General features: G+C 64.1%; 23 protein-coding genes. 12 read left to right on the top strand and 11 right to left on the bottom strand.

Features of this window, described 5'->3' with window-relative positions; all coding sequences use genetic code 11:
- The first annotated feature begins 153 nt into the window (after positions 1–153).
- Complete coding sequence (locus U1738_RS03765; protein ID WP_332787677.1) at positions 154–1,359, top strand: glycosyltransferase; 1,206 nt, start codon at positions 154–156, stop codon at positions 1,357–1,359.
- Between the two features lie 2 nt (positions 1,360–1,361).
- Here the strand turns inward: U1738_RS03765 and U1738_RS03760 are convergent, their stop codons facing one another.
- Complete coding sequence (locus U1738_RS03760; RefSeq protein ID WP_332787676.1) at positions 1,362–1,532, bottom strand: hypothetical protein; 171 nt, start codon at positions 1,530–1,532, stop codon at positions 1,362–1,364.
- Between the two features lie 112 nt (positions 1,533–1,644).
- Here U1738_RS03760 and U1738_RS03755 point away from each other — a divergent pair, with 112 nt between their 5' ends.
- From U1738_RS03755 to U1738_RS03745, 3 genes are all read left to right on the top strand, one after another.
- Entirely contained in the window at positions 1,645–2,553 is a 909-nt protein-coding gene (locus tag U1738_RS03755) for a LysR substrate-binding domain-containing protein (RefSeq protein WP_332787675.1), read from the top strand.
- A 22-nt stretch (positions 2,554–2,575) separates the two neighbouring features.
- Positions 2,576–4,831 carry a DNA topoisomerase IV subunit A gene (parC, locus tag U1738_RS03750; RefSeq protein WP_332787674.1) on the top strand — a complete coding sequence of 752 codons (2,256 nt, stop codon included), beginning with the start codon at positions 2,576–2,578 and terminating at the stop codon, positions 4,829–4,831.
- Positions 4,832–4,928: 97 nt separating this feature from the next.
- On the top strand, positions 4,929–6,626 hold the full coding sequence (locus tag U1738_RS03745) for a putative bifunctional diguanylate cyclase/phosphodiesterase (RefSeq protein ID WP_332787673.1): 1,698 nt from the start codon (positions 4,929–4,931) through the stop codon (positions 6,624–6,626).
- Here the strand turns inward: U1738_RS03745 and U1738_RS03740 are convergent.
- Genes U1738_RS03740 through U1738_RS03725 form a run of 4 tightly spaced genes read right to left on the bottom strand, consistent with a single transcriptional unit; the run spans position 6,602 to position 9,500 of the window.
- Complete coding sequence (locus U1738_RS03740; protein WP_332787672.1) at positions 6,602–7,801, bottom strand: CCA tRNA nucleotidyltransferase; 1,200 nt, start codon at positions 7,799–7,801, stop codon at positions 6,602–6,604. The genes U1738_RS03745 and U1738_RS03740 overlap by 25 nt on opposite strands.
- Positions 7,789–8,388, bottom strand: a complete 600-nt coding sequence (locus tag U1738_RS03735; protein ID WP_332787671.1) for a CoA pyrophosphatase — start codon at positions 8,386–8,388, stop codon at positions 7,789–7,791. The genes U1738_RS03740 and U1738_RS03735 overlap by 13 nt, the downstream gene beginning before the upstream one ends.
- On the bottom strand, positions 8,385–8,951 hold the full coding sequence (locus U1738_RS03730) for a DUF1285 domain-containing protein (RefSeq protein WP_332787670.1): 567 nt from the start codon (positions 8,949–8,951) through the stop codon (positions 8,385–8,387). Before U1738_RS03730 ends, U1738_RS03735 begins: the two co-directional genes overlap by 4 nt.
- A gap of 39 nt (positions 8,952–8,990) precedes the next feature.
- The gene (locus U1738_RS03725; protein WP_332787669.1) at positions 8,991–9,500 is read right to left on the bottom strand and encodes a GNAT family N-acetyltransferase; all 510 of its coding nucleotides are present in this window, start codon (positions 9,498–9,500) and stop codon (positions 8,991–8,993) included.
- 179 nt (positions 9,501–9,679) lie between these two features.
- Between U1738_RS03725 and U1738_RS03720 the strand changes: the two genes are divergently transcribed.
- Positions 9,680–10,051, top strand: a complete 372-nt coding sequence (locus U1738_RS03720; RefSeq protein WP_332787668.1) for a dihydroneopterin aldolase — start codon at positions 9,680–9,682, stop codon at positions 10,049–10,051.
- Complete coding sequence (locus U1738_RS03715) at positions 10,048–10,380, top strand: Rossmann fold domain-containing protein (protein WP_332787667.1); 333 nt, start codon at positions 10,048–10,050, stop codon at positions 10,378–10,380. Before U1738_RS03720 ends, U1738_RS03715 begins: the two co-directional genes overlap by 4 nt.
- A 3-nt stretch (positions 10,381–10,383) precedes the next feature.
- Here the strand turns inward: U1738_RS03715 and U1738_RS03710 are convergent, their stop codons facing one another.
- Positions 10,384–11,217 carry a hypothetical protein gene (locus U1738_RS03710; RefSeq protein WP_332787666.1) on the bottom strand — a complete coding sequence of 278 codons (834 nt, stop codon included), beginning with the start codon at positions 11,215–11,217 and terminating at the stop codon, positions 10,384–10,386.
- Positions 11,218–11,432: 215 nt separating this feature from the next.
- Here U1738_RS03710 and U1738_RS03705 point away from each other — a divergent pair, with 215 nt between their 5' ends.
- The 5 genes from U1738_RS03705 (at position 11,433) to U1738_RS03685 (ending at position 14,508) form a co-directional block, all read left to right on the top strand.
- Positions 11,433–12,101 carry an energy transducer TonB gene (locus tag U1738_RS03705; RefSeq protein ID WP_332787665.1) on the top strand — a complete coding sequence of 223 codons (669 nt, stop codon included), beginning with the start codon at positions 11,433–11,435 and terminating at the stop codon, positions 12,099–12,101.
- A gap of 68 nt (positions 12,102–12,169) precedes the next feature.
- Positions 12,170–12,949 (top strand): MotA/TolQ/ExbB proton channel family protein, encoded by a 780-nt coding sequence (locus U1738_RS03700; protein ID WP_332787664.1) that lies wholly within the window; start codon positions 12,170–12,172, stop codon positions 12,947–12,949.
- Between the two features lie 96 nt (positions 12,950–13,045).
- Entirely contained in the window at positions 13,046–13,531 is a 486-nt protein-coding gene (locus tag U1738_RS03695) for an ExbD/TolR family protein (RefSeq protein ID WP_332787663.1), read from the top strand.
- 30 nt (positions 13,532–13,561) lie between these two features.
- On the top strand, positions 13,562–13,990 hold the full coding sequence (locus U1738_RS03690) for an ExbD/TolR family protein (protein ID WP_332787662.1): 429 nt from the start codon (positions 13,562–13,564) through the stop codon (positions 13,988–13,990).
- 164 nt (positions 13,991–14,154) lie between these two features.
- Complete coding sequence (locus U1738_RS03685) at positions 14,155–14,508, top strand: tetratricopeptide repeat protein (protein WP_332787661.1); 354 nt, start codon at positions 14,155–14,157, stop codon at positions 14,506–14,508.
- Between the two features lie 111 nt (positions 14,509–14,619).
- On the opposite strand, the gene dcd is transcribed toward U1738_RS03685, so the two are convergent.
- From dcd to U1738_RS03660, 5 genes are all read right to left on the bottom strand, one after another.
- Positions 14,620–15,174, bottom strand: coding sequence for a dCTP deaminase (dcd, locus tag U1738_RS03680; protein WP_332787660.1), 555 nt, complete (start codon positions 15,172–15,174; stop codon positions 14,620–14,622).
- Between the two features lie 150 nt (positions 15,175–15,324).
- Complete coding sequence (locus U1738_RS03675; protein WP_332787659.1) at positions 15,325–16,128, bottom strand: hypothetical protein; 804 nt, start codon at positions 16,126–16,128, stop codon at positions 15,325–15,327.
- 111 nt (positions 16,129–16,239) lie between these two features.
- Positions 16,240–16,704, bottom strand: coding sequence for a cytidine deaminase (locus tag U1738_RS03670; protein WP_332787658.1), 465 nt, complete (start codon positions 16,702–16,704; stop codon positions 16,240–16,242).
- 153 nt (positions 16,705–16,857) lie between these two features.
- Positions 16,858–17,550, bottom strand: coding sequence for a GH25 family lysozyme (locus U1738_RS03665; protein WP_332787657.1), 693 nt, complete (start codon positions 17,548–17,550; stop codon positions 16,858–16,860).
- A 6-nt stretch (positions 17,551–17,556) separates the two neighbouring features.
- Positions 17,557–18,039 (bottom strand): UPF0262 family protein, encoded by a 483-nt coding sequence (locus tag U1738_RS03660; RefSeq protein WP_332787656.1) that lies wholly within the window; start codon positions 18,037–18,039, stop codon positions 17,557–17,559.
- Between the two features lie 367 nt (positions 18,040–18,406).
- On the opposite strand from U1738_RS03660, the gene U1738_RS03655 reads away from it, so the two are divergent.
- A complete protein-coding gene (locus U1738_RS03655; RefSeq protein ID WP_332787655.1) occupies positions 18,407–18,985 on the top strand; it encodes a PEPxxWA-CTERM sorting domain-containing protein in 579 nt (192 codons plus the stop codon).
- Positions 18,986–19,045: the final 60 nt, after the last annotated feature.

Below are 19,045 nucleotides of genomic sequence, written 5' to 3'. Positions count from 1 at the left end.
GAGGGCGAGAAGAGAAAAGGCAAAGCGCATGCGGACAAGCCTAAGACGGATGGGCACCCGGCGAAAGCCGAACCTCGTATGGGATCCTTAATGCTAATTTATCCCGGTTCGGCCTAAGGCGCGGAGTACGGCCGCGCGCAGGAATAAACGACGTTGAAGATCCTGGTCCTTTCCAGTCTCTATCCGAACGAGGTGCAGCCGCGGCACGGCATCTTCATCGAACACCGCGTCGCGCATCTCGCGCGCGCCGCGGACGAGATTCGCGTCGTCGCGCCGGTGCCGTGGTTCCCGAGCAGCAATCCCAGATTCGGCCAATATGCGAAGCTGGCGGCCGTACCGAAATCAGCCAAGCGGCGTGGGGTGCAGGTCACGTATCCGCGTTATCCGGTGATCCCGAAGATCGGCATGACGCTGGCACCGTTCCTGATGGCGGCGGCGCTCTATCGCCACATCGCTGAATTGCGCCGCGAATTCGATTTCGACGTGATCGATTCCTACTATCTCTATCCGGACGGCGTAGCGACGGCTTTGCTCGCGAAATGGCTCGACGTGCCGTTCGCGATGACCGCCCTGGGCAGCGACGTCACCCAGATCCCCGATCACGCACCGGCCCGCCGCATGATCCTCTCCGCCACGGCGAAGGCGGCGGCGGTGACGACAGTGGCAGGCGCGTTGCGCGACGAACTGGTCGAGATCGGCGCGCGGCCGGACAATATCAGCGTCGTACTGCACGGCGTCGATCTCGACCTGTTCAGCCCGCCGGTCGATCGGGCCGCATTGCGCGACAAGCTTGGCATGACGGCACCGACGGTGCTGTGCGTCGGCTATCTGGTCGACAATAAGGGCATCGATCTCGCGATCCGCGCCATCGCCCGACTGTCCGATGTGCGGCTGATGATCGCCGGCACCGGACCGTGCGAGATCGCGCTCAAGGCGCTGGCCGAATCGCTGGGGGTGCGCGACCGGATCGATTTCCTCGGCCATGTCGATCAGGATTCGCTGCCCGAATTGTACGGCGCGGCGGACGTCGTGGCGAACTGTTCTGCGCGCGAGGGAATTTCGAACGTACTGCTTGAAGCGATGGCGTGCGGCACGCCGCTGGTCGCCACCCCCGTCTGGGGATCACCCGAAGTGGTCAGCCGGACAGAGGCAGGCGTGCTGACCGCCGACCGCTCCGACGCGGCCATCGCGGACGGCATCGCACATCTGATCGCCAGCCCGCCGGATCGCGCAAAGACAAGGGCTTATGCCGAGACGTTCAACTGGCGTGACACCGGGCGGCAGCATCATGCGTTGCTGACCGAGGCGGTGGCGGGCCATTGCGGACGGCATCCCACCGCGCTCGCCACCACGCCCTGATCTCAGCGCGGGCAGTTTTGCTCGCTGCGCTGGTCGTGGTGCCAGGGGGCTTGCCATTGATGACAGTTGAGCCAGGCGAGACCCTTGGCCATCGATGCGAATGCCTTATGAATGTCGCGCGTGATCGCACGGTGTCCGGTGGCCCAATCGGCGCTCAGGAAATCGTCACGCATCTCGTGTCTCCTCGGTGCCGGACCGTTCCGGCATTTCCGATATGCGCTTTGGCCCAAATCGCCGCCAACAAATCGTTGGACAGGATCGACAAGCTCACCTTATGAATTCCGAATGCGTCGTTTGCCCCCATTATCGGCCGTTCGCGTGTTCGAAGCGGCTGCGCGGCATGAAAACTTCACGATTGCGGCCGCAGAACTGGGGATGACGCAAGCAGCGGTCAGCTATCAGATCAAGGTGCTGGAAGAGCGGCTGGGCGTGCCGATGTTCCGGCGCGAGAAGAAGCGCGTGGTGCTGACCGAGACCGGCCGCCGCGCCGGGCACGACGTGTCGCGCGCGTTCGATGCGCTGGACGCCGCGTTCGGCGCGATCCGGGCGGAGGACGCGTCGCTGCTCACCGTTTCCACCTCGAACACCTTCGCCAACACCTGGTTCGCGTGGCGGCTGGGCGGTTTCCAGATGACGCATTCCGAGATGGCCGTGCGACTGCACACCAGCGACATGGTGACGGACTTTGCATCGGACGAGGTGGATTGCGCGGTGCGATCGGGGCTGGGCGGGTGGCCCGATTTGTCGCATGATATGTTGTTCGAGATCGATTTCACGCCGATGTGCAGTCCGGATTTCCTCGCCCGGCAGGGTGGCGCGTTGCGACCGGAGGATCTGCCCGGCCTGCCGCTGATCAGTCCGCAGGATCCGTGGTGGCCGGTCTGGCTGGGCGAAGCGGGCGTTGCCGTGCCGGAAGGACCGATCAAGCCCGGCGTCCGCCTCGATAGCCAGGCACATGAAGGTTATGCGGCGACCGCAGGACAGGGAGTCGCGCTGCTGACGCCCTTCTTCTGGCGCAACGATCTTGCCGAGGGGAAGCTGGTGCGTCTGTTTCCGCAGAAGTCGACGCGGGGCGAAGCTTATTGGCTGGTGTACCCCGAACATCGTCGCAACGTGCCCAAGATTCGTCAGTTCCGCGATTGGCTGTTGGCCGAGATCGCGCGCGATATCGCCGAGACCATAGCGCCTGCGTAACGGCACTGCTAATCGAACAGATATGCCGACCGACGTCAAAGATCCCGAAGACCCATTCAATGCCATTGTCGATGCGCCCTTCGACAGCGCGCTGAGTGACCGATACCTCGTCTATGCGCTGTCCACCATAACGGCGCGGTCGTTGCCGGATGTGCGCGACGGGCTGAAACCGGTGCATCGCCGCCTGCTCTGGGCGATGCGGTTGCTGAAGCTGGATCCGTCGCAGGGCTACAAGAAATGCGCCCGCGTCGTCGGCGACGTGATCGGCAAATACCATCCGCACGGCGACCAGTCGGTCTATGACGCCATGGTCCGCCTCGCCCAGTCGTTCGCGATGCGGTATCCGCTGGTCGACGGGCAGGGCAATTTCGGCAATATCGACGGCGATAACGCCGCCGCCTATCGCTACACCGAAGCGCGGCTGACGCAGGTCGCGATCGACATGATGGACGGGCTCGACGAGGATGCCGTCGATTACCGCCCGACCTACAATAACGAGGATCACGAGCCGGAACTGTTTCCGGGCCTGTTCCCAAACCTGCTGGCCAATGGCGCGGCGGGCATCGCGGTCGGCATGGCGACGAGCATTCCGCCGCACAATGCCGCCGAACTGTTCGACGCCGCGATCCTGCTGATCGACCAACCCGACGCCAGCGATGCGCAGATGCTGGAGCATGTGAAGGGCCCGGATTTCCCGACCGGCGGACTGGTGGTGGATTCGCCGAACGCCATCGCAGAAGCCTATGCCACCGGGCGCGGCGGCTTTCGGGTGCGCGCGCGCTGGTCGATCGAGCGCGAGAAGGGCGGCGGCTGGAATGCCGTCATCACCGAAATTCCCTACGGCGTGCAGAAGGGCAAGTTGATCGAGCAGATCGCCGGGCTGATCAACGACAAGAAACTGCCGATCCTGGCCGATGTGCGTGACGAATCCGACAGCGAGATCCGCATCGTCATCGAACCGCGCAGCCGCACGGTCGATGCCGACATGCTGATGGAAAGCCTGTTCCGGATGAGCGACCTGGAAAACCGGGTCAGCCTGAACCTCAACGTGCTCGACAAGACGCGTACCCCACGCGTGATGAGCCTGCGCGAGGCGTTGAAGGGCTGGGTCGATCACCAGTTCGTCGTGCTGCAACGGCGCTCGCAATACCGGCTCGACAAGATCGCCGACCGGGTCGAACTGCTCGACGGTTACCTGATCGCGTATCTCAATCTCGATCGCGTGATCGAGATCATCCGCACCGAGGACGAGCCGAAGCCGATCATGATCGCCGAATTCGGCCTGACCGATCGCCAGGCCGAGGCGATCCTCGACATGCGGCTGCGTCGCCTGCGCAAGCTGGAAGAGATGCAGATCCGCAAGGAACGCGACGGGCTGGAAGCGGAGAAATCCACGCTGGAACTGCTGCTCGGCAGCGAGGCGCGGCAGCGCACGCGCTTGAAGCGCGACACGGCCAAGCTGCGCGAGCGTTATGGCCCCGAAACGCCATTGGGCAAGCGCCGCACGACGATCGCCGAGGCCGCCCCCGCACGCGAGATCCCGCTCGAGTTGATGATCGAACGCGAGCCGATCACGGTGATCCTGTCCGAACGCGGCTGGATCCGCGCGATGAAGGGCCATTCCGACGACGCCGCGATCGCCGCGCTGAAGTTCAAGGAAGGCGATGGCCCGGCCTTCGCCTTTTCGGCGCAGACCACCGACAAGATCCTGCTCGCGGCGGAAAACGGGCGATTCTATACGCTTGCCGCAGATCGCTTGCCGGGCGGACGCGGCTTCGGCGAGCCGGTGCGGCTGATGATCGACCTCGATGGTGAGGTCGGAATCGTCGCCTTGCTGCCGGCGAGCCGTGCGAAGAAACTGCTGGTCGCGGCGGGCGACGGCCGGGGCTTCATCGTACAGACCGCCGACACGATCGCCGAAACGCGCAAGGGCAAGACGGTCGTCACGCCACGCATCGGTGCCAAATTGAAGATCGTGAAGCCGGTCGATCCGGCCGCCGATTATGTCGCGGCGATCGGGGACAATCGCCGCCTGTTGGTGTTCCCGCTGACCGAACTGGCCGAATTGTCGAAGGGGCAGGGGGTGCAGTTGCAGCGCTATGGCGATGGCGGCCTGTCCGATGCGGTCACGTTCGTATTCGCCGAGGGCCTGAGCTGGACGATGGGCGGCGAGACGGGGCGTACCCGGACGGAAACCGATCTGACGCAATGGCGCGCCGCGCGGGGTGCCGCGGGCCGGATGCCGCCGACGGGGTTCCCGCGCGACAACAAATTCTAACAGAGCGGAAACCGTCACGGTGGCGAAATAATCGCGGCTTCAGCGTACTTTAACGAAGTTGCGCTAGCCGTGTCCTGTAATGGTGACGACAAAGCCGATGAGCCTGTTCCGGAAGATGCTGCCCGTGCCCACGGACGGCCCGGTGGCACTCGCGCCGGATACGGTGCGCGCGGTGGCGACGATCAACCTGCTGCCGATCCCCGCCGCGATCGTCACCCATGTCGATGGCCGCTTCGCCTTGCATGGGCATAACGATGCCTTCAGGCTTGCCGGACTTGGCACCTCGTCCGAAAAATCGCCGTTTCTCAATCTTTTCGGTCTGCGCATTGCGGCTTTCCTCGATGGAGAATCGCTGAAGGAGGAATCGGCATGGCAGTTCGGCGACAGCGTCGATTGCCGGCATTACCGCGTCACGCTGGCGCGGCTGGAACGAAGCGAGGCACGCCGGTGCCTCGTCACTTTGGTCGATCACACATCCGAGCTGCGCACCGAACACAATCTCCGCCGCGAGATGCTGACCGACAGCCTGACCGGCCTGCCCAATCGTGCCGGCTTCTCGGATCGGCTCGAAGGGCTACTGATCGATCCGGCCGAGCGCGCGCGTTATGCGGTGCTGGTGCTGGATCTCGATCGCTTCAGCCGGGTCAATGCCTGTCTCGGCTCGATGGACGGCGACGAACTCCTCATCACGCTGGCCCGTCGCCTGAAGGGAGCGCTCCGCGCGCATGACGTGCTGGCGCGCACCGGCGGCGACGAATTCGGCATCCTGCTGACGCTGGAGGACGGGCCGAGCGATGCGCAGCATGTCGCCAAGCGGATCGAGGGCGCGCTAGCCACGCCGTTCCGGCTGAGCGATTTCGAGATCAAGGTGTCCTGCTCGATCGGCATCGCGTTCGGATCGGCCGAGATGGACGATGCCGAGGAACTGATTCGCCACGCCCAGTTCGCGGTGAAACGTTCGAAGATCAGCGGCAAGGCCGAGGCGTATCAGACGCAGCAATTCGATATCGCGCGCGAACAGTTCGGCATGGAAACCGCGTTGCGCCGCGCGATCGAGAATGGCGAGATGCGCCTGACGTATCAGCCGATCTGCGATCTTGCGACGGGCCGCGTGATCGCGTTCGAATCGCTCGCGCGCTGGACCGACGAGGCGGGCCGGGCGCATTCACCCAACGATTTCATTCCGGTGGCCGAGGAATCGGGGCTGATCGTGCCGCTCGGGCGCTGGGCGATCGACGAGGCGGCGCAAACCCTTGCCGCATGGGACACGCGATTCGGCGGCGATTGCGGCGTGAAGCTGGCGGTCAATCTTTCCGCCATCCAGCTGCAACGCGATCGCATTCCGAAGCTGGTCGAACGCGCGCTGATGGCCAATGGGCTGGACGGACGGCGCTTCACGCTGGAATTGACCGAGAGCGCGCTGGTCACCGATCCGGATCGCATCGCCGGGATCATGCATGCGCTGAAAGCACTGGGCACGACGATCGCGATGGACGATTTCGGCACCGGCTATTCCAACCTCGCCTATCTGCAGAAACTGCCGATCGACGTGCTGAAGATCGATCGCAGCTTCATCACCGGCATGCTTGCGGATCGCGACAAGGTCGCGATCGTCCGCGCGATTCTCAGCCTGGCCTCGGCGCTCGGCATGAAGACGACCGCCGAGGGCATCGAGACCAACGAACTGGCGCAGACGCTGGCGGCGTTGGGCTGCACCTATGGGCAGGGTTACACCTATGCCCGTCCGCTGGAGGCGGATGCGGCCTATGCCTATCTGCTCGATATCAACCACTGAGCGACGGCCGAATCGGCAATCTGCCCGGTGCGTTCGGCGTCCGGGAACCCTTCCGCGATCCAGAGGTCTTCGACCGTGCGGAGCATCCGCGCGACGTCCGGTCCCTTTCCGAGCCCACGCGCGACGAGGTCGCCGCCCTTGATCGGAAACATCGGGGTGGTGAGGGACGATAGCGACTGGATCTGGTCGATCGGGCGATCCGATAGCAGCAGGCGATCGGCGGCGAGACCCGCGCCGAGGCGATAGAGCAGAACCCGGGGCGGTTCGCTGCCGACGGATTCGGTGCCAGCGATCAGGCGACGACGATCATTGTTGGACAGGCGGAGGCGCGCGCCGACATCTTCGGCCATAGCGGCGTCCGGCGGAAGCAAGGCGGCGAGGCGGCGAATCGGATCGGGTGCGATGCCGGTTTCGGCTTCGCGTCGGGCGAGCGTGGCCAGGCGATCGGCCTGTGCGATTTCCGGCAGCACGGGCCGGAAGATGCCGTGCGCGATCATCAGATCGACCACGCGCACCGCATGCTCCGCGACCAGCAGCTTGAGCAATTCCGCCGCCACCCGCTCGCGTGACAAGGCCATCAGGTCGTTCGCGCGGGCCGTACACGCCGCCAGTCCGTCGGCATCGGGCGCGTCGCCGAATCGGGCGTGGAAGCGGAAGAAGCGCAGGATGCGGAGATGATCCTCGGCGATTCGCTGCAACGGATCGCCGATGAAGCGCACGCACCGCGCCGCCAGATCGTCCAGCCCGCCGAAATAATCGATCACCTCCAGCGTGCGCGGATCGGCATAGAGCGCGTTCATCGTGAAATCGCGCCGCGCCGCGTCTTCGCGCCAATCGTCGGTGAAGGCGACGATCGCGTGCCGGCCATCGGTGGATACGTCGCGGCGGAGCGTCGTCACCTCGACCGGGCCGGAGGGCAGGATCGCGGTGATCGTGCCGTGCGCGAGGCCGGTCGGCACGGCCTTGATGCCTGCACGCTTCAGGGCGTGGACCACGTCTTCCGGCTGATGCACCGTGGCCAGATCGACATCCGCCGCGTCGATGCCGAGCAACGTGTCGCGCACGATCCCGCCGACGAAGCGCACCTCGCCCCGCGCCGCGCCCAGCGTGTCGGTGAGTGCGGCCAGTCCCTCCCGCTCCAGGAACGCGGAATCCAAAGGGATCAACTGCCCCATCGCAGCCGCCGCGAAAGATTGACGATCATCGCCGCGGTCGCGCCCCAGATGCGCTGATCGTTCCACAGGATCTCGTAATAATGCCGGTTGCGCCCCTGCCATTCGACCGTCGCTTCGAGATGGTTGGCGCTGTCGAGTACGAATCCCAACGGCACTTCGAACACGGCGGCGACTTCGGCCTCGCTGGGTGTCAGGACGAGATCGGGTGGGACCACGCCGATCACGGGCGTGACCTCGAACCCGGTGATCGTGCGATAGCGATCGGCGATGCCGATGATCTGCACCGCTGCCGGGGGAAGGGCGATTTCTTCCTCGGCTTCCCGCAGGGCGGCGGCGACCGGGCCGCTATCGCCCGCGTCGATCCGGCCGCCGGGAAAGGCGACCTGGCCGGGATGCTTGCTCAGCGTATCGGTGCGGCGGGTGAGCAGGACGCCGGGTTTGGCGCGATCGGTGACGGCGATGAGCACGGCGGCCTGGACCGGCGTGGCGATATCGGAATCACCGTCGCGGTGGTCGCCGGTAAGCAATGCCATCTCTTGCGCATGGCCCGTCTCCAGCGCCCGGGCGAGGCGTTCGGCCAGCGTCATGCGACCGGCTCCAGCGCGAAGAACGCGCCCGCGCTCCAGATGCCGGGGGGCGAATCGTCGTTGGCCAGAGCGAGCGTGGCGAGTTCGTAATAGACCGGGCGTGCGACCAGCGCCTCCAGCCCGCCACGCACGTGGAGATACGGGCGGGGTCCGTCCTCCGTCGTCTCGAAGCGCAAAGGGTGATCCGCGCCGGCCGTCACCAAATCGCCGGTGTTGAGCCGGAAGGCGAGCGTCGTGCCTTGCCCTTCGCCCTCGATCTTCAGTTCGACCGCCTGGAACGGCGCGTCCTCGACCGCGATATCGAGCTTCTCGACCGGGGTGACCAGCACGTAGCCGCCATCCGGTTCGCGCCGCAGGATGGTGGAGAACAGGCGCACCATCGCCTGACGTCCGATCGGCGAGCCCTGATGAAACCAGGTGCCGTCGCGGGCGATGCGCATCTCGCTGTCGCCGCAATGCGTGGGGTTCCAGCGCTCGACCGGCGGGAGGCGGTTCTCCTCGGCGAGGCGCGCGATATCGGCGAGCGAGAGCGTGGCGAGGTCGGGCAGGGGAGGCATCGGCATGGGCCTTGCGGTAGGCGCGGCCCTGCTCCGCCGCAAGCGTCAGGCGTGCGCCGTGACGCGCGGCCCGAGCAATCCGTCGCCCGCCGGCACCGCGCCGCCTCGCGCCAACAAGCGATGGCGATCGACCGGTCCGGGCACGCGCCAGCCTGCGGTCCCGTCTGCGACGAACCCGAAGAAGCGGCCATAATATTCCGGGTTGCCGATCAGCACCACCGCGGGATTGGTCGGATCGGCATCGATCGCTTCGAGCGCGCGGGCGGTGAGCAGGCGGCCGATGCCGTTTTGTTGGCGCGAAGGCTCGACCGCGACCGGGCCGAGCATGATCAACGGCGTTTCGCGTCCGTCATCGCCATAAAACGTTATCGGCCAGCATTGGATGGTGCCCGCCAGCGTACCGTTATCGACCGCCGCGAAACTCAGCGCGGGGAGGGCGGCCATGCCGTCGCGGATGCGGTAGGCGGTGCGGCCGTGGCGATCCTCGCCGAACGCGCGATCGAGCAACTGCTCGACCGAATCGGCGGGCACATCGGCGATCGGCACGAACTGCACGGACAGGCACTCCAGCCCGCGCGCGAAGGAGCCGGGCCGGGGCAGCGCGATTTAGGCCGGTTCCGCCTGAACGCAAGCGCAATGCGGGTTCGCTTCTCCTCCGCGCCGTGCCGCCACGCTTTCCCCGTTCCGCACTTCTGTTATGGCGCGCGCTTGCCAACCATAAGGAATGTCCGGGCTTGGACGACACTCTCACCCTCGAAGTGCACGATCTCGAAGTTCAGGTGCTGACCGGCATTTATTCCGAGGAAACGCACCTGCCGCAGCCGCTGCGCATCTCGATCACGATCGGGCTGCGGTGCCCGGAGCGGTTCGCGCCGGATACGCCGCTGTCGGCATCGAAGAATTATCTCGACCTGAAGCATGCCGCGACCAAGGCTTTGCCCGCCGGCGTACATTTCACGCTGATCGAAGGCGTTGCGGATCATATCTGTGAGACTTTGTTCCTGCAGGACCGGCGCGTGACCTGGGCCGAGGTGAAGATCGTCAAGCTGGCGATCGCGGAAGCCGGCGAATCGATCGGCATGACGCTGCGCCGCTATCGGCGATGAGCGTGCTGGCCGCGGTCAAAGCGATGTTTGCGGGCGATTCCGATGTCACAATTATCGATGCCGCCGTTTCTCCGGTCGAATTTGTGTCCCGAATCAGGGCGGCGACGACGCGCTTCGTGCTGGTGATTGTCGGCCCGGACCTTTCGCCGGTCGATCGGGCGATGATTCTCGCCGGCATCGGTCCATTGGCCGTCGAGCTTGGCCCCAAGCGCCGAATCGGCGCGCTGGATATCGGTGCCGATGCCCGGCGAAAGGATATTCTGGACACCGCACGCTTCCTGGCCGGGGCCGAATCGTCCACCGGGCAGGTGCTAGCCGTTACCGCCTGAAGCTTATCGGGCCGCGTTGCCCCGGTCGCAGGGACCGAGCGAATCGAGTACGAAGCGATAGTCTTCCGCCGCTTCCGGAGCTGCCGTTTCCGGCAGTGCCGGCGGCAGGAAGCAGGCGAGACGATACCATAACAACGTGTCTCGCGCCGGCGGAACGGCGGAATCGCTCACCACATCGCTCAATGAAACGGCCCAATGGCGCGTCCCGGCCGGCTTCGTCGTGATGCTGAGCGAGACCGGTCGCGCGGCGGCCGTGGTCAGGAAGATCTGCGTTTCCCCTTCGCCCGGCAGGGCACCCGTCGTGTGGAAGGAATTCCCCAGTCCGGTGATCTTAGGAGGAGCATCCGCCGCGAGGGTTTCGGTGGTGATGCGGCGCGCCAGCGCATCGGCGGCGGGCGTCCAGTCGCGCATCGCATCCGGGCGAACCAACTGGATCTGCGCGCCTGAGCCCGCCACCGGCCGGGCGAACAGCAATACGCGCAGCTTGCGGAGATTCGGAAGTTTGCCACGCGCGTCGGGTCGTACGTCGAGCAGGTAACCGATTCGCGGGGGAAGGGCGGCGGGGCCGCGAATCAGTGCCAGAACATCGGCTTCGACATAGAATCGGGTGAGGCCCGGCGGCACGGTCGCGGCGTCGGCACCCTTGATTCGCGACGTGCTGCGAATCGCCGCATCAACGATTACCGGCGCATCGAGAACGAAGTCCGCATATAATGCGTAGGGCGGTGGCGGGGCTGGTGCGGGAATCGGCGGCGGTGTGCGCTGTGCGGTTGTCGGGGATATGACAACGGTGGCGGAAAGCGCCGCCAAAGCGAGCTTTTTCGTTAAGGTCTTCATGGACCAAATGGTACGCGATCGACCCCCGCTTAAACAGAAATAATTCTGCCACGCAGCGATTGTACGTTTGTTGCGTCCGACAAAGCGTTTGCGTCGTAGTTTACGTCGCGATAGAGGTTCAGGCTCTGTCCGAGGATACACTAGCCCATGGCAGGCGGATTGACGGTTAACAGGCCGCAACCGGGGTTGCCGTGATTGAGGAGTGTCGTTTCTGAATGGCCTATGCTGACCAAAAGATGAGCGGTGGCAAGGTGGTCGCGATCGTGATCGTCGCGCTCATCCACGCCGTAATTGGGTATGCCTTCGTTACCGGGCTCGCGTACAAGTACGTGAAGAAGGCGACGGAGAAGATGGACGTGTTCGACGTGGAGGAGCCACCTCCCCCGCCGCCGGACGAGCCACCCCCACCGCCGCCACCAGACCAGCCGCTGCCGCCACCCCCCGTGGTGTCGCCGCCGCCGATCGTGCAGGCACCGCGCCCGCCGGTCGTCATGCAGACCGTAACGACGCCGCCGCCGGCCGCGCCGATGGTGCCGATCGCGGCACCGCCGGCTCCGCCAGCGCCACCGGCGCCGCCGACGGTGATCAGCAAGGCCGCGTCTGCAAAGGGTAATCCCGCTTCGTGGGTGACCGGTGACGATTATCCGCCGTCGTCCGTGCGCGATCAGGAGCAGGGCGTCAGCGGCCTGACCTTCGACGTCAACGCGGCAGGGCGCATCGAGAATTGCCGGGTCAGTTCCAGTTCCGGTTCTGCAACGCTAGATCGCACGGCCTGTTCGTTGGTCACGCGTCGCGGCCGATACACGCCGGCGCTGAACGCTGCCGGACAACCGGTTCCGGGCGGTACGAAGTCGTTGAAGTTCACCTGGCGCCTGCCGGAATAACGCCACTCAGCCGGAGCCTGTCGGCTCCGGCAACCCACATGCTGCTATTCTAAGAGGGATTTACCGCAATGATGACCACCATTCTCGCCGCAGGAGCGGCACCCGCCGGTGCTGGCGCCAACCCGTACGGTTTCTGGGAAGCACTTCAGCAGGGCGGCGTGATCGCCTGGACCGTGTTCTGCATCCTGGCATTCATGTCGATCGTGTCGTTCTACATCATGTTCACCAAGCTGTTCGAACAGCAGAAGGTGATGAACCAGGCCAAGCGCGTGCGTCAGGGTTTCTGGACCTCGAACAGCCTGCGCGAAGGCGCTGCCAAGCTCGAGAAGAACTCGGCCTATCGCCAGATCGTCGACGACGGTCTCGCCGCTCAGGACCAGCACACGCAATTGACCGATCCGGTCGAGGCGCATGACTGGCTGCACGGTTCGCTGGCGCGTTCGGAAGCGACGATCAACTCGAAGCTGGGTGGCGGTCTCGCCTTCCTCGCGACGGTGGGTTCGGTCGCACCGTTCATCGGTCTGTTCGGGACGGTTATCGGCATCTACCGCGCGCTGATCAAGATCGGCGCGGCCGGTCAGGCATCGATCGACGCCGTTGCCGGCCCGGTCGGTGAAGCACTGATCATGACCGCACTCGGCCTCGCGGTCGCCGTGCCGGCCGTGCTTGCCTACAACTGGCTGCAGCGCCGCAACAAGTCGATCGCAGAAGACCTCGCGGCCTTCTCGAACGACGTGCTCGGCTTCCTGGCTTCGAACGGTGCGGTTCGTCCGGTGAGCACGGCGCGCAAGGCGCCGCCGGTAGCGGCCAAGCCTGCTGCCACGACGACGACCACGCCCCGCGCGTAAATAACGGGTCCGGGGTCGCAGGCCGAGCTTGCGACCCCGTCCTTCGCCGCCACACTGAAGTTGGCGGTGCGAATGAACGGATAGGGATAGCCCTCAATGGCAATAAGTGCTGGCGGCGATAACGAAAAGCCGATGTCCGACATCAACACGACCCCCTTGGTCGACGTGATGCTCGTGCTGCTGATCATCTTCCTGATCGCGGTCCCGGTCGCCATCCAGGCGATCAAGGTCAAACTTCCCAGCGTGAAGTATGATCCGACCACGACCAAACCGGAAAACGTTTCCTTGTCCGTCACGACCGACAAGGAAGGTCGGTGCGCGATCTACTGGAACATGACGCGCGTGACGCATCAGGAATTGCTCGATCGCGCGGTGAAGAAGCTGCAGGCCGAGATCGATCGTGCTGGCGGGGCCAACAACCTTCCAGCGGGATACGAGCTGCCCGAAGCGCATATCCGTGGTGACGTTGCTACGCCGTATCAGTGCATCGGTGGCGCTATCTACACGATGCAGATGGCTGGCTTCGCCAAGGTCGGGTTCATTTCCGAACCACCCCCCGGTGAAGCGACGACCCGTCTGTAACGGTCCGCTGAGACTCAGGAGTAATTTGATATGGCAATGAGTGGCGGTTCCGACGACGGTGAACCGATGATGGAAATGAACATGACGCCGTTGATCGACGTCCTGCTCGTGCTCCTCATCATGTTCATCATCACCATTCCGATCCAGACGCATGCGGTGAAGGTCGATCTTCCCGTGAACGATCCGTCGAACAAGCAGCCGATCATCGACCCGCAAAAGAACAAGGTCGTGATCGATACCGCGGGCCAGGTTTCGTGGAACGGCGCACCGGTCGATCCGGTGACCCTGCAGCAGTATCTGGAGCAGACGACGCAGATCAAGCCCGAGCCGGAGCTGCACTTCCAGCCCGATCCTCAGGCGCGTTACGCGCGCGTCGACGAGATTCTGGCGGTGATCAAACGTTCCGGCGTGACGAAGCTCGGCTTCATCGGCAACGAGCAGTATCGCAACGACTTCTGATTTTCGGATCGGTTTCGATATTGAAGGGCGGTCCCGCGGGGCCGCCCTTTTTCGTTTGTGCCGCCGGTTTCATCGGACTTGCCAACGCGTCATAAAGGTGAAATATTGATGTCACAAAACTGAAACCTTCCAGCTAATGGAAGGTCGGTTACGGGAGATCGATCATGCGGATGCTGGTTGCTGCTATGGCTTTGCTCGGAACGGCGGCTGTGCCGTCCTTGGTCGAGGCGCAGGATCACACTGGATATCGCCAGATTGCCACCGGCAATTATGCTCGGGCCGAGCGGACGCTGACCTCCGAGTTGAAATCGTTTCCGCAGCGTCCGGAACTGATGCTCAACCTTGCCGCAATCTATGTGCGTACGGATCGCGCAGCCGATGCTCGGGCGCTGTACGCCGCGGTGCTGGCGCAGCCCGACGTGTTGATGGACCTTTCGGCCGACACGACGGCGTGGTCGCATGCGCTGGCGCAGAGGGGCTTGCGGCAATTGGCGGGGATACAGCTTTCATCGCGCTGACGGCTCGATTTGAGGCATTGGTGCTTGGTCGCGGTTGCGATAATCTGGCTCGCCGTTAGTTAAGCGGCCATCCGATTTGGACCTGTCCGATCGCCCAACTGTCCGTGAAAGCTACAGCTTCGGCAGCGTTACCCCGCGCTGGCCCATATATTTTCCGGCGCGGTCGGCGTAGCTGACTTCGCACGGTTCATTGCCTTGCAGGAACAGGAACTGGCAGGCGCCTTCGTTGGCGTAGATCTTCGCCGGCAGCGGGGTGGTGTTCGAGAATTCGAGCGTCACATGCCCCTCCCAGCCGGGTTCCAGCGGGGTCACGTTGACGATGATCCCGCAGCGCGCATAGGTTGATTTGCCGAGGCAGATGACCAGCACATCGCGCGGGATCCGGAAATATTCGACCGTCCGGGCCAAGGCGAAGCTGTTCGGCGGGATGATGCACACATCGGTCTTGCGGTCGACGAAGCTGTTGGCGGCGAAATCCTTCGGATCGACGATCACGCTGTCGATATTGGTGAAGATCTTGAACTCGTCCGACACGCGCGCGTCATAGCCGTAGGAGGACAGGCCGTAACTGATGCAACCGTCGCGCTTCTGGCGATCGACGAACGGCTCGATCATGCCGGACGACAGCGCCTGTTCGCGGATCCAGCGGTCGGACAGGATGGACATTGCGGGTGCTTGCTCCGGATTGAAGGCGTTTGTTTCGCGGGTCGGGCGATGTGATGCAAGGGCCTGCGGTCTGGTTGGGGAAATGTCTTGGGTCGGCGGTGATGGGGCCGGCCATTCCTGGACGTGACAAGTGCGAAGCGGCCGCGAAACCTAAGATACTTTTCGCATCAGATTGACCGTGAACGTGGCGGCGCCGGGCACCGCACTGCCGCTGGCACCTTTTGCGGGATTGAAAAGGCGCTTGTTGAGCACAGCCGCGCACACGCTTTTTTCCAAGGCTGGCTCGGTGATCTCCGCTGTCGCATGGCACGTTGCGGCAACGCCGTCGGGTGTCACGGTGAGGCGAAAAACATCGTTGATCGTGGACCGGTTGGACTGGCCTGCCAGCGCGAGGAAATCGCCGTTCGATATCCAGGCATCCCGAGGTTTCAAGGCGACTGGTGTCGTGCCGCCAGGGAGAAATTGAGCGGGATCGGCACCCCATTCTACAAGCTGGTCGGCGCTGCATCGGCGTAGCGCTTCGACGGCGTTGGCGATGCGGGCGAGCGGCACCGTTATCCCGACACCCTTTTTGGTGGTCAGTGTAACGGTCGTCGCACCAGCAACGTCTTCCATAAACGAAGGCGATAGCCCTTGCATCCAAATGACGGACGTCTTGTTGGGCAATTCGGCGACGCTTGCTAAACCGCTCGATACCTTCTGCGAGGGAGCAAAGATAAGCGTAGCTGGCTGGAAAGATGCCGGGGCCCCAAGGCTTTCGCTCGTGACCGCCAGACGGTAGCTATCGCTCCCCGGGACGGTGTCGATCGAGAGCGTGGATGATGATTCCGGATCTCGCCTTTCCAGCGAGCAGTGGGCTGGTTCCATCCGCAAAGCCCAGCGGCCGACCGAGGGGGAAGGGCTAGCCTGTGCAGCTCCCAGAACGGCAAGCGCACTCATGAATGCGGCGATCATTTCACACCCTCTGCCTGGTCTCGGATAAACTTAACGACCGTTTGCTTGTGGACAAGCGGTCGATGCGGAAAGATTATCGTGATTGCGGCCAGACGGGTCATTCCACCGCGCTCATCCGATCCCCAGATCCTTCGGGCCAAAGGCGTGGGGGAGCAAATCGGACAGCATATGGCGATCGACCTGTTCGCCGGTCGCGCTGCCGCACCAGACGATGATGTCGCGCCGGCCGATCTGGGCGGCTTCGTTGATCACTTGGCGGCAACGGCCGCAGGGGCCGACCGGGGTTTCGCCCGTCACCGCGCCATTGCGGATCGCGCCGCCGATCACGCCGACCGCCAGCACGTCGGCGAGGCGGCCGGCGCTGTTTGCGGTGGCAAGGGCTACGGTCTCGGCGCAGAGCGACAGGCCGTAGCTGGCGTTTTCGAAGTTCGCGCCGGTGACGATGCTGCCGTCGGTGAGCAGCAGGGCGGCACCCACGCCGAAATTGGAATAGGGGGCGTGGGCGCGGGTTGCGGCTTCGCGGGCGGCGGCGATCAGGGTGTCGCGGGTGGCGTTGTCGAGATTTGGGGCGGGCATCGGGTTTCCAGTCATCGGATCATCTACACCGGTTTGTGTCATCGGGCCGTTCGCCTTGAACCTGTGAAACGGCGGTTTGGGACATGTGCTTCGACAAGCTCAGCACGAACGGAGGAGGAGATAACGGGAAGGGAGGCAGATAACTAACCACGCTCACGGTGCCACCACGTTCCAATGCACCGGGCCGTCGATGCCGTCGATGCGGCGCATGTCGCTGGCCTGCCACATGCGCCAGGGGCGCGCGGCGTAATCCGGCGGGAAGAAGTTGCGCAGGCTCCATAGCGGTCGGTTCACCCCGGCGGAGAGGGTGTAGGCCGCCTCGACCGGGGCGGCGATCTTGAGCAGGATCGGCTTGCCGGTGTGCGATTCGACCATCGTGACGAAGCGTGTCACTTCCGCGATCACCACGTCGCGGTTGGGGTGTGAGGCGCAATCCGGCGAGAAATCGATCAGCACCGCGGCGGGCAGGGCATCGGCCACGCGCGGCACGGTGGTGTTGAAATTGTTCGCCTGATCCGCCGCCAGCCGGCAGAAGGACCAGACGTGCAGCGCGCCGCGCCGCATGCCGGCGGCATGTGCATCGGCCCAGCTGGTGGCGAATTGCCCATCGCGCCCGTCCGCGCCCATCGTCGCGCGCATATAGGCGAAGTCGGCCCCGGAGGCGGCAACGGTCGGCCAGTGGATCGCGCCCTTGCTTTCATCGACATCGACGCCCTGGAACATGTAATCCTTGCGCGACGGATGCCAGCCGGTGACGAAGACCCAGCCGAGCAGGGCGATCGCCACGAGGCCGAACAGGGCCACGCCCGCCCAGCCGAGGCGGCGTCCGAAAAGGCGCAAGCTCACCCGCCCTCAACCCTTGATGTGCAGCACGCAGATGAGCGTGAACAGGCGGCGGGCGGTGTCGAAATCGATCTCGATCTTGCCCTCCAGCCGCTCCTTGAGCAATTCGGCGGCTTCGTTGTGGATGCCGCGCCGGGCCATGTCGACGGTCTCGATCTGCGCCGGCGTCGCGTTGCGGATCGCGGCGTAATAACTGTCGCAGATCGCGAAATAATCCTTGATCGGGCGGCGGAAGCGGCCGAGCCCGAGGACGTAGGTTTCGAGATGGCTATCGTCGGCGCGGTTGATCGCGATGCCGAGCCGCCCTTCCTCGACGGTCAGTGCGATCTTGTAGGGGCCGGCATAGCCATCGGCATGTTCGCGCTGCGGGGCGAAATGATTGCCCTCGATCAGATCGAAGATCGCGATGCGACGTTCCTGTTCGATATCGGCCGACCGCCACAGGATGGTGCGTTCGTCCAATACGACATCGATGATCCGCGGGTCGGCCATCGTCACGCCCTATCGGGGAAGCGCCGCCGGGACAATCCGTGTGAGGGTTGGTGCCGAGCGGCTTGCGCTGGTGCAACGGGCCCGATCGCTTTCTCCGGATTTCCCGTACGCCGCGAGCGTGGCCCTGAGCGCAACGTGGGTCGTGACTGTCACGGCGCTGAGAGAAAAACACCGAACTGGTCTTGCCAGATATAAGACAATCGCGAGAAAAACGGTTAAATGGTTAATATAGCGTAAGAAATTCTTACATTCACTATTTCGCGCGGGGGCATTTACCAAATTACTCCCGGGAAATCCGCCATTGGCACGATGGTTGCGATGATTGATGCGAGGCCGGTCAGCGGCTCGCTCAATTTAGGAAACGACCATGAACAAGATGAACGCCCTGCTCGCCGCCACGATGATCGCCGGTGCCGCAATCGCACTGCCGGCTTCCGCCACCACCTATGTCATATCGCAGACGATCGGCGCGGGCAGCGTCACCGGCACGATCACGACCGACAACACGATCGGCGCGATCGCAAGCACGAACATCACCGCCTTCAATCTGATCTTGAACGATGGCACGGCGACGTTCAACCTGACCAACAGCAACGGAGCGGTGGGCATCGCAGGTTCTGCGCTGACCGCCACTGCCACGGGCCTGTTCTACAATTTCTCGGCCGCCGGCACCAACTATGCGTTGTTCCAGGCACCAAATCTCGGATCGTCGATCAACTATTTCTGTCTGCAGACTTCGAGCTGCTACAATCCGACGAGCACGCCGGGCGCAGGTATGCGCATTCAGGGCGCTCTGCTGAACAATTCCCAGACGGGCAACGTACAGTTCGGCGCGGTTGCCGCCGTTCCGGAGACGGCGACCTGGGGCATGATGATCCTCGGCTTCGGCATGATCGGAGCGGCCGCGCGCAGCCGCAAGGTCAAGACGACCGTCGCCTACGCCTAAGACGGCTTGATCGCCTCAACGAAAAGCCGTCGGCCGAAAGGCCGGCGGCTTTTTGCTGTG

Source organism: Parasphingomonas caseinilytica (assembly GCF_036663755.1).
Classification (GTDB): Bacteria; Pseudomonadota; Alphaproteobacteria; order Sphingomonadales; family Sphingomonadaceae; genus Sphingomonas.
The sequence above is the reverse complement of the archived record's forward strand: the minus strand, read 5'-3'. Positions and strand labels throughout refer to the sequence as shown.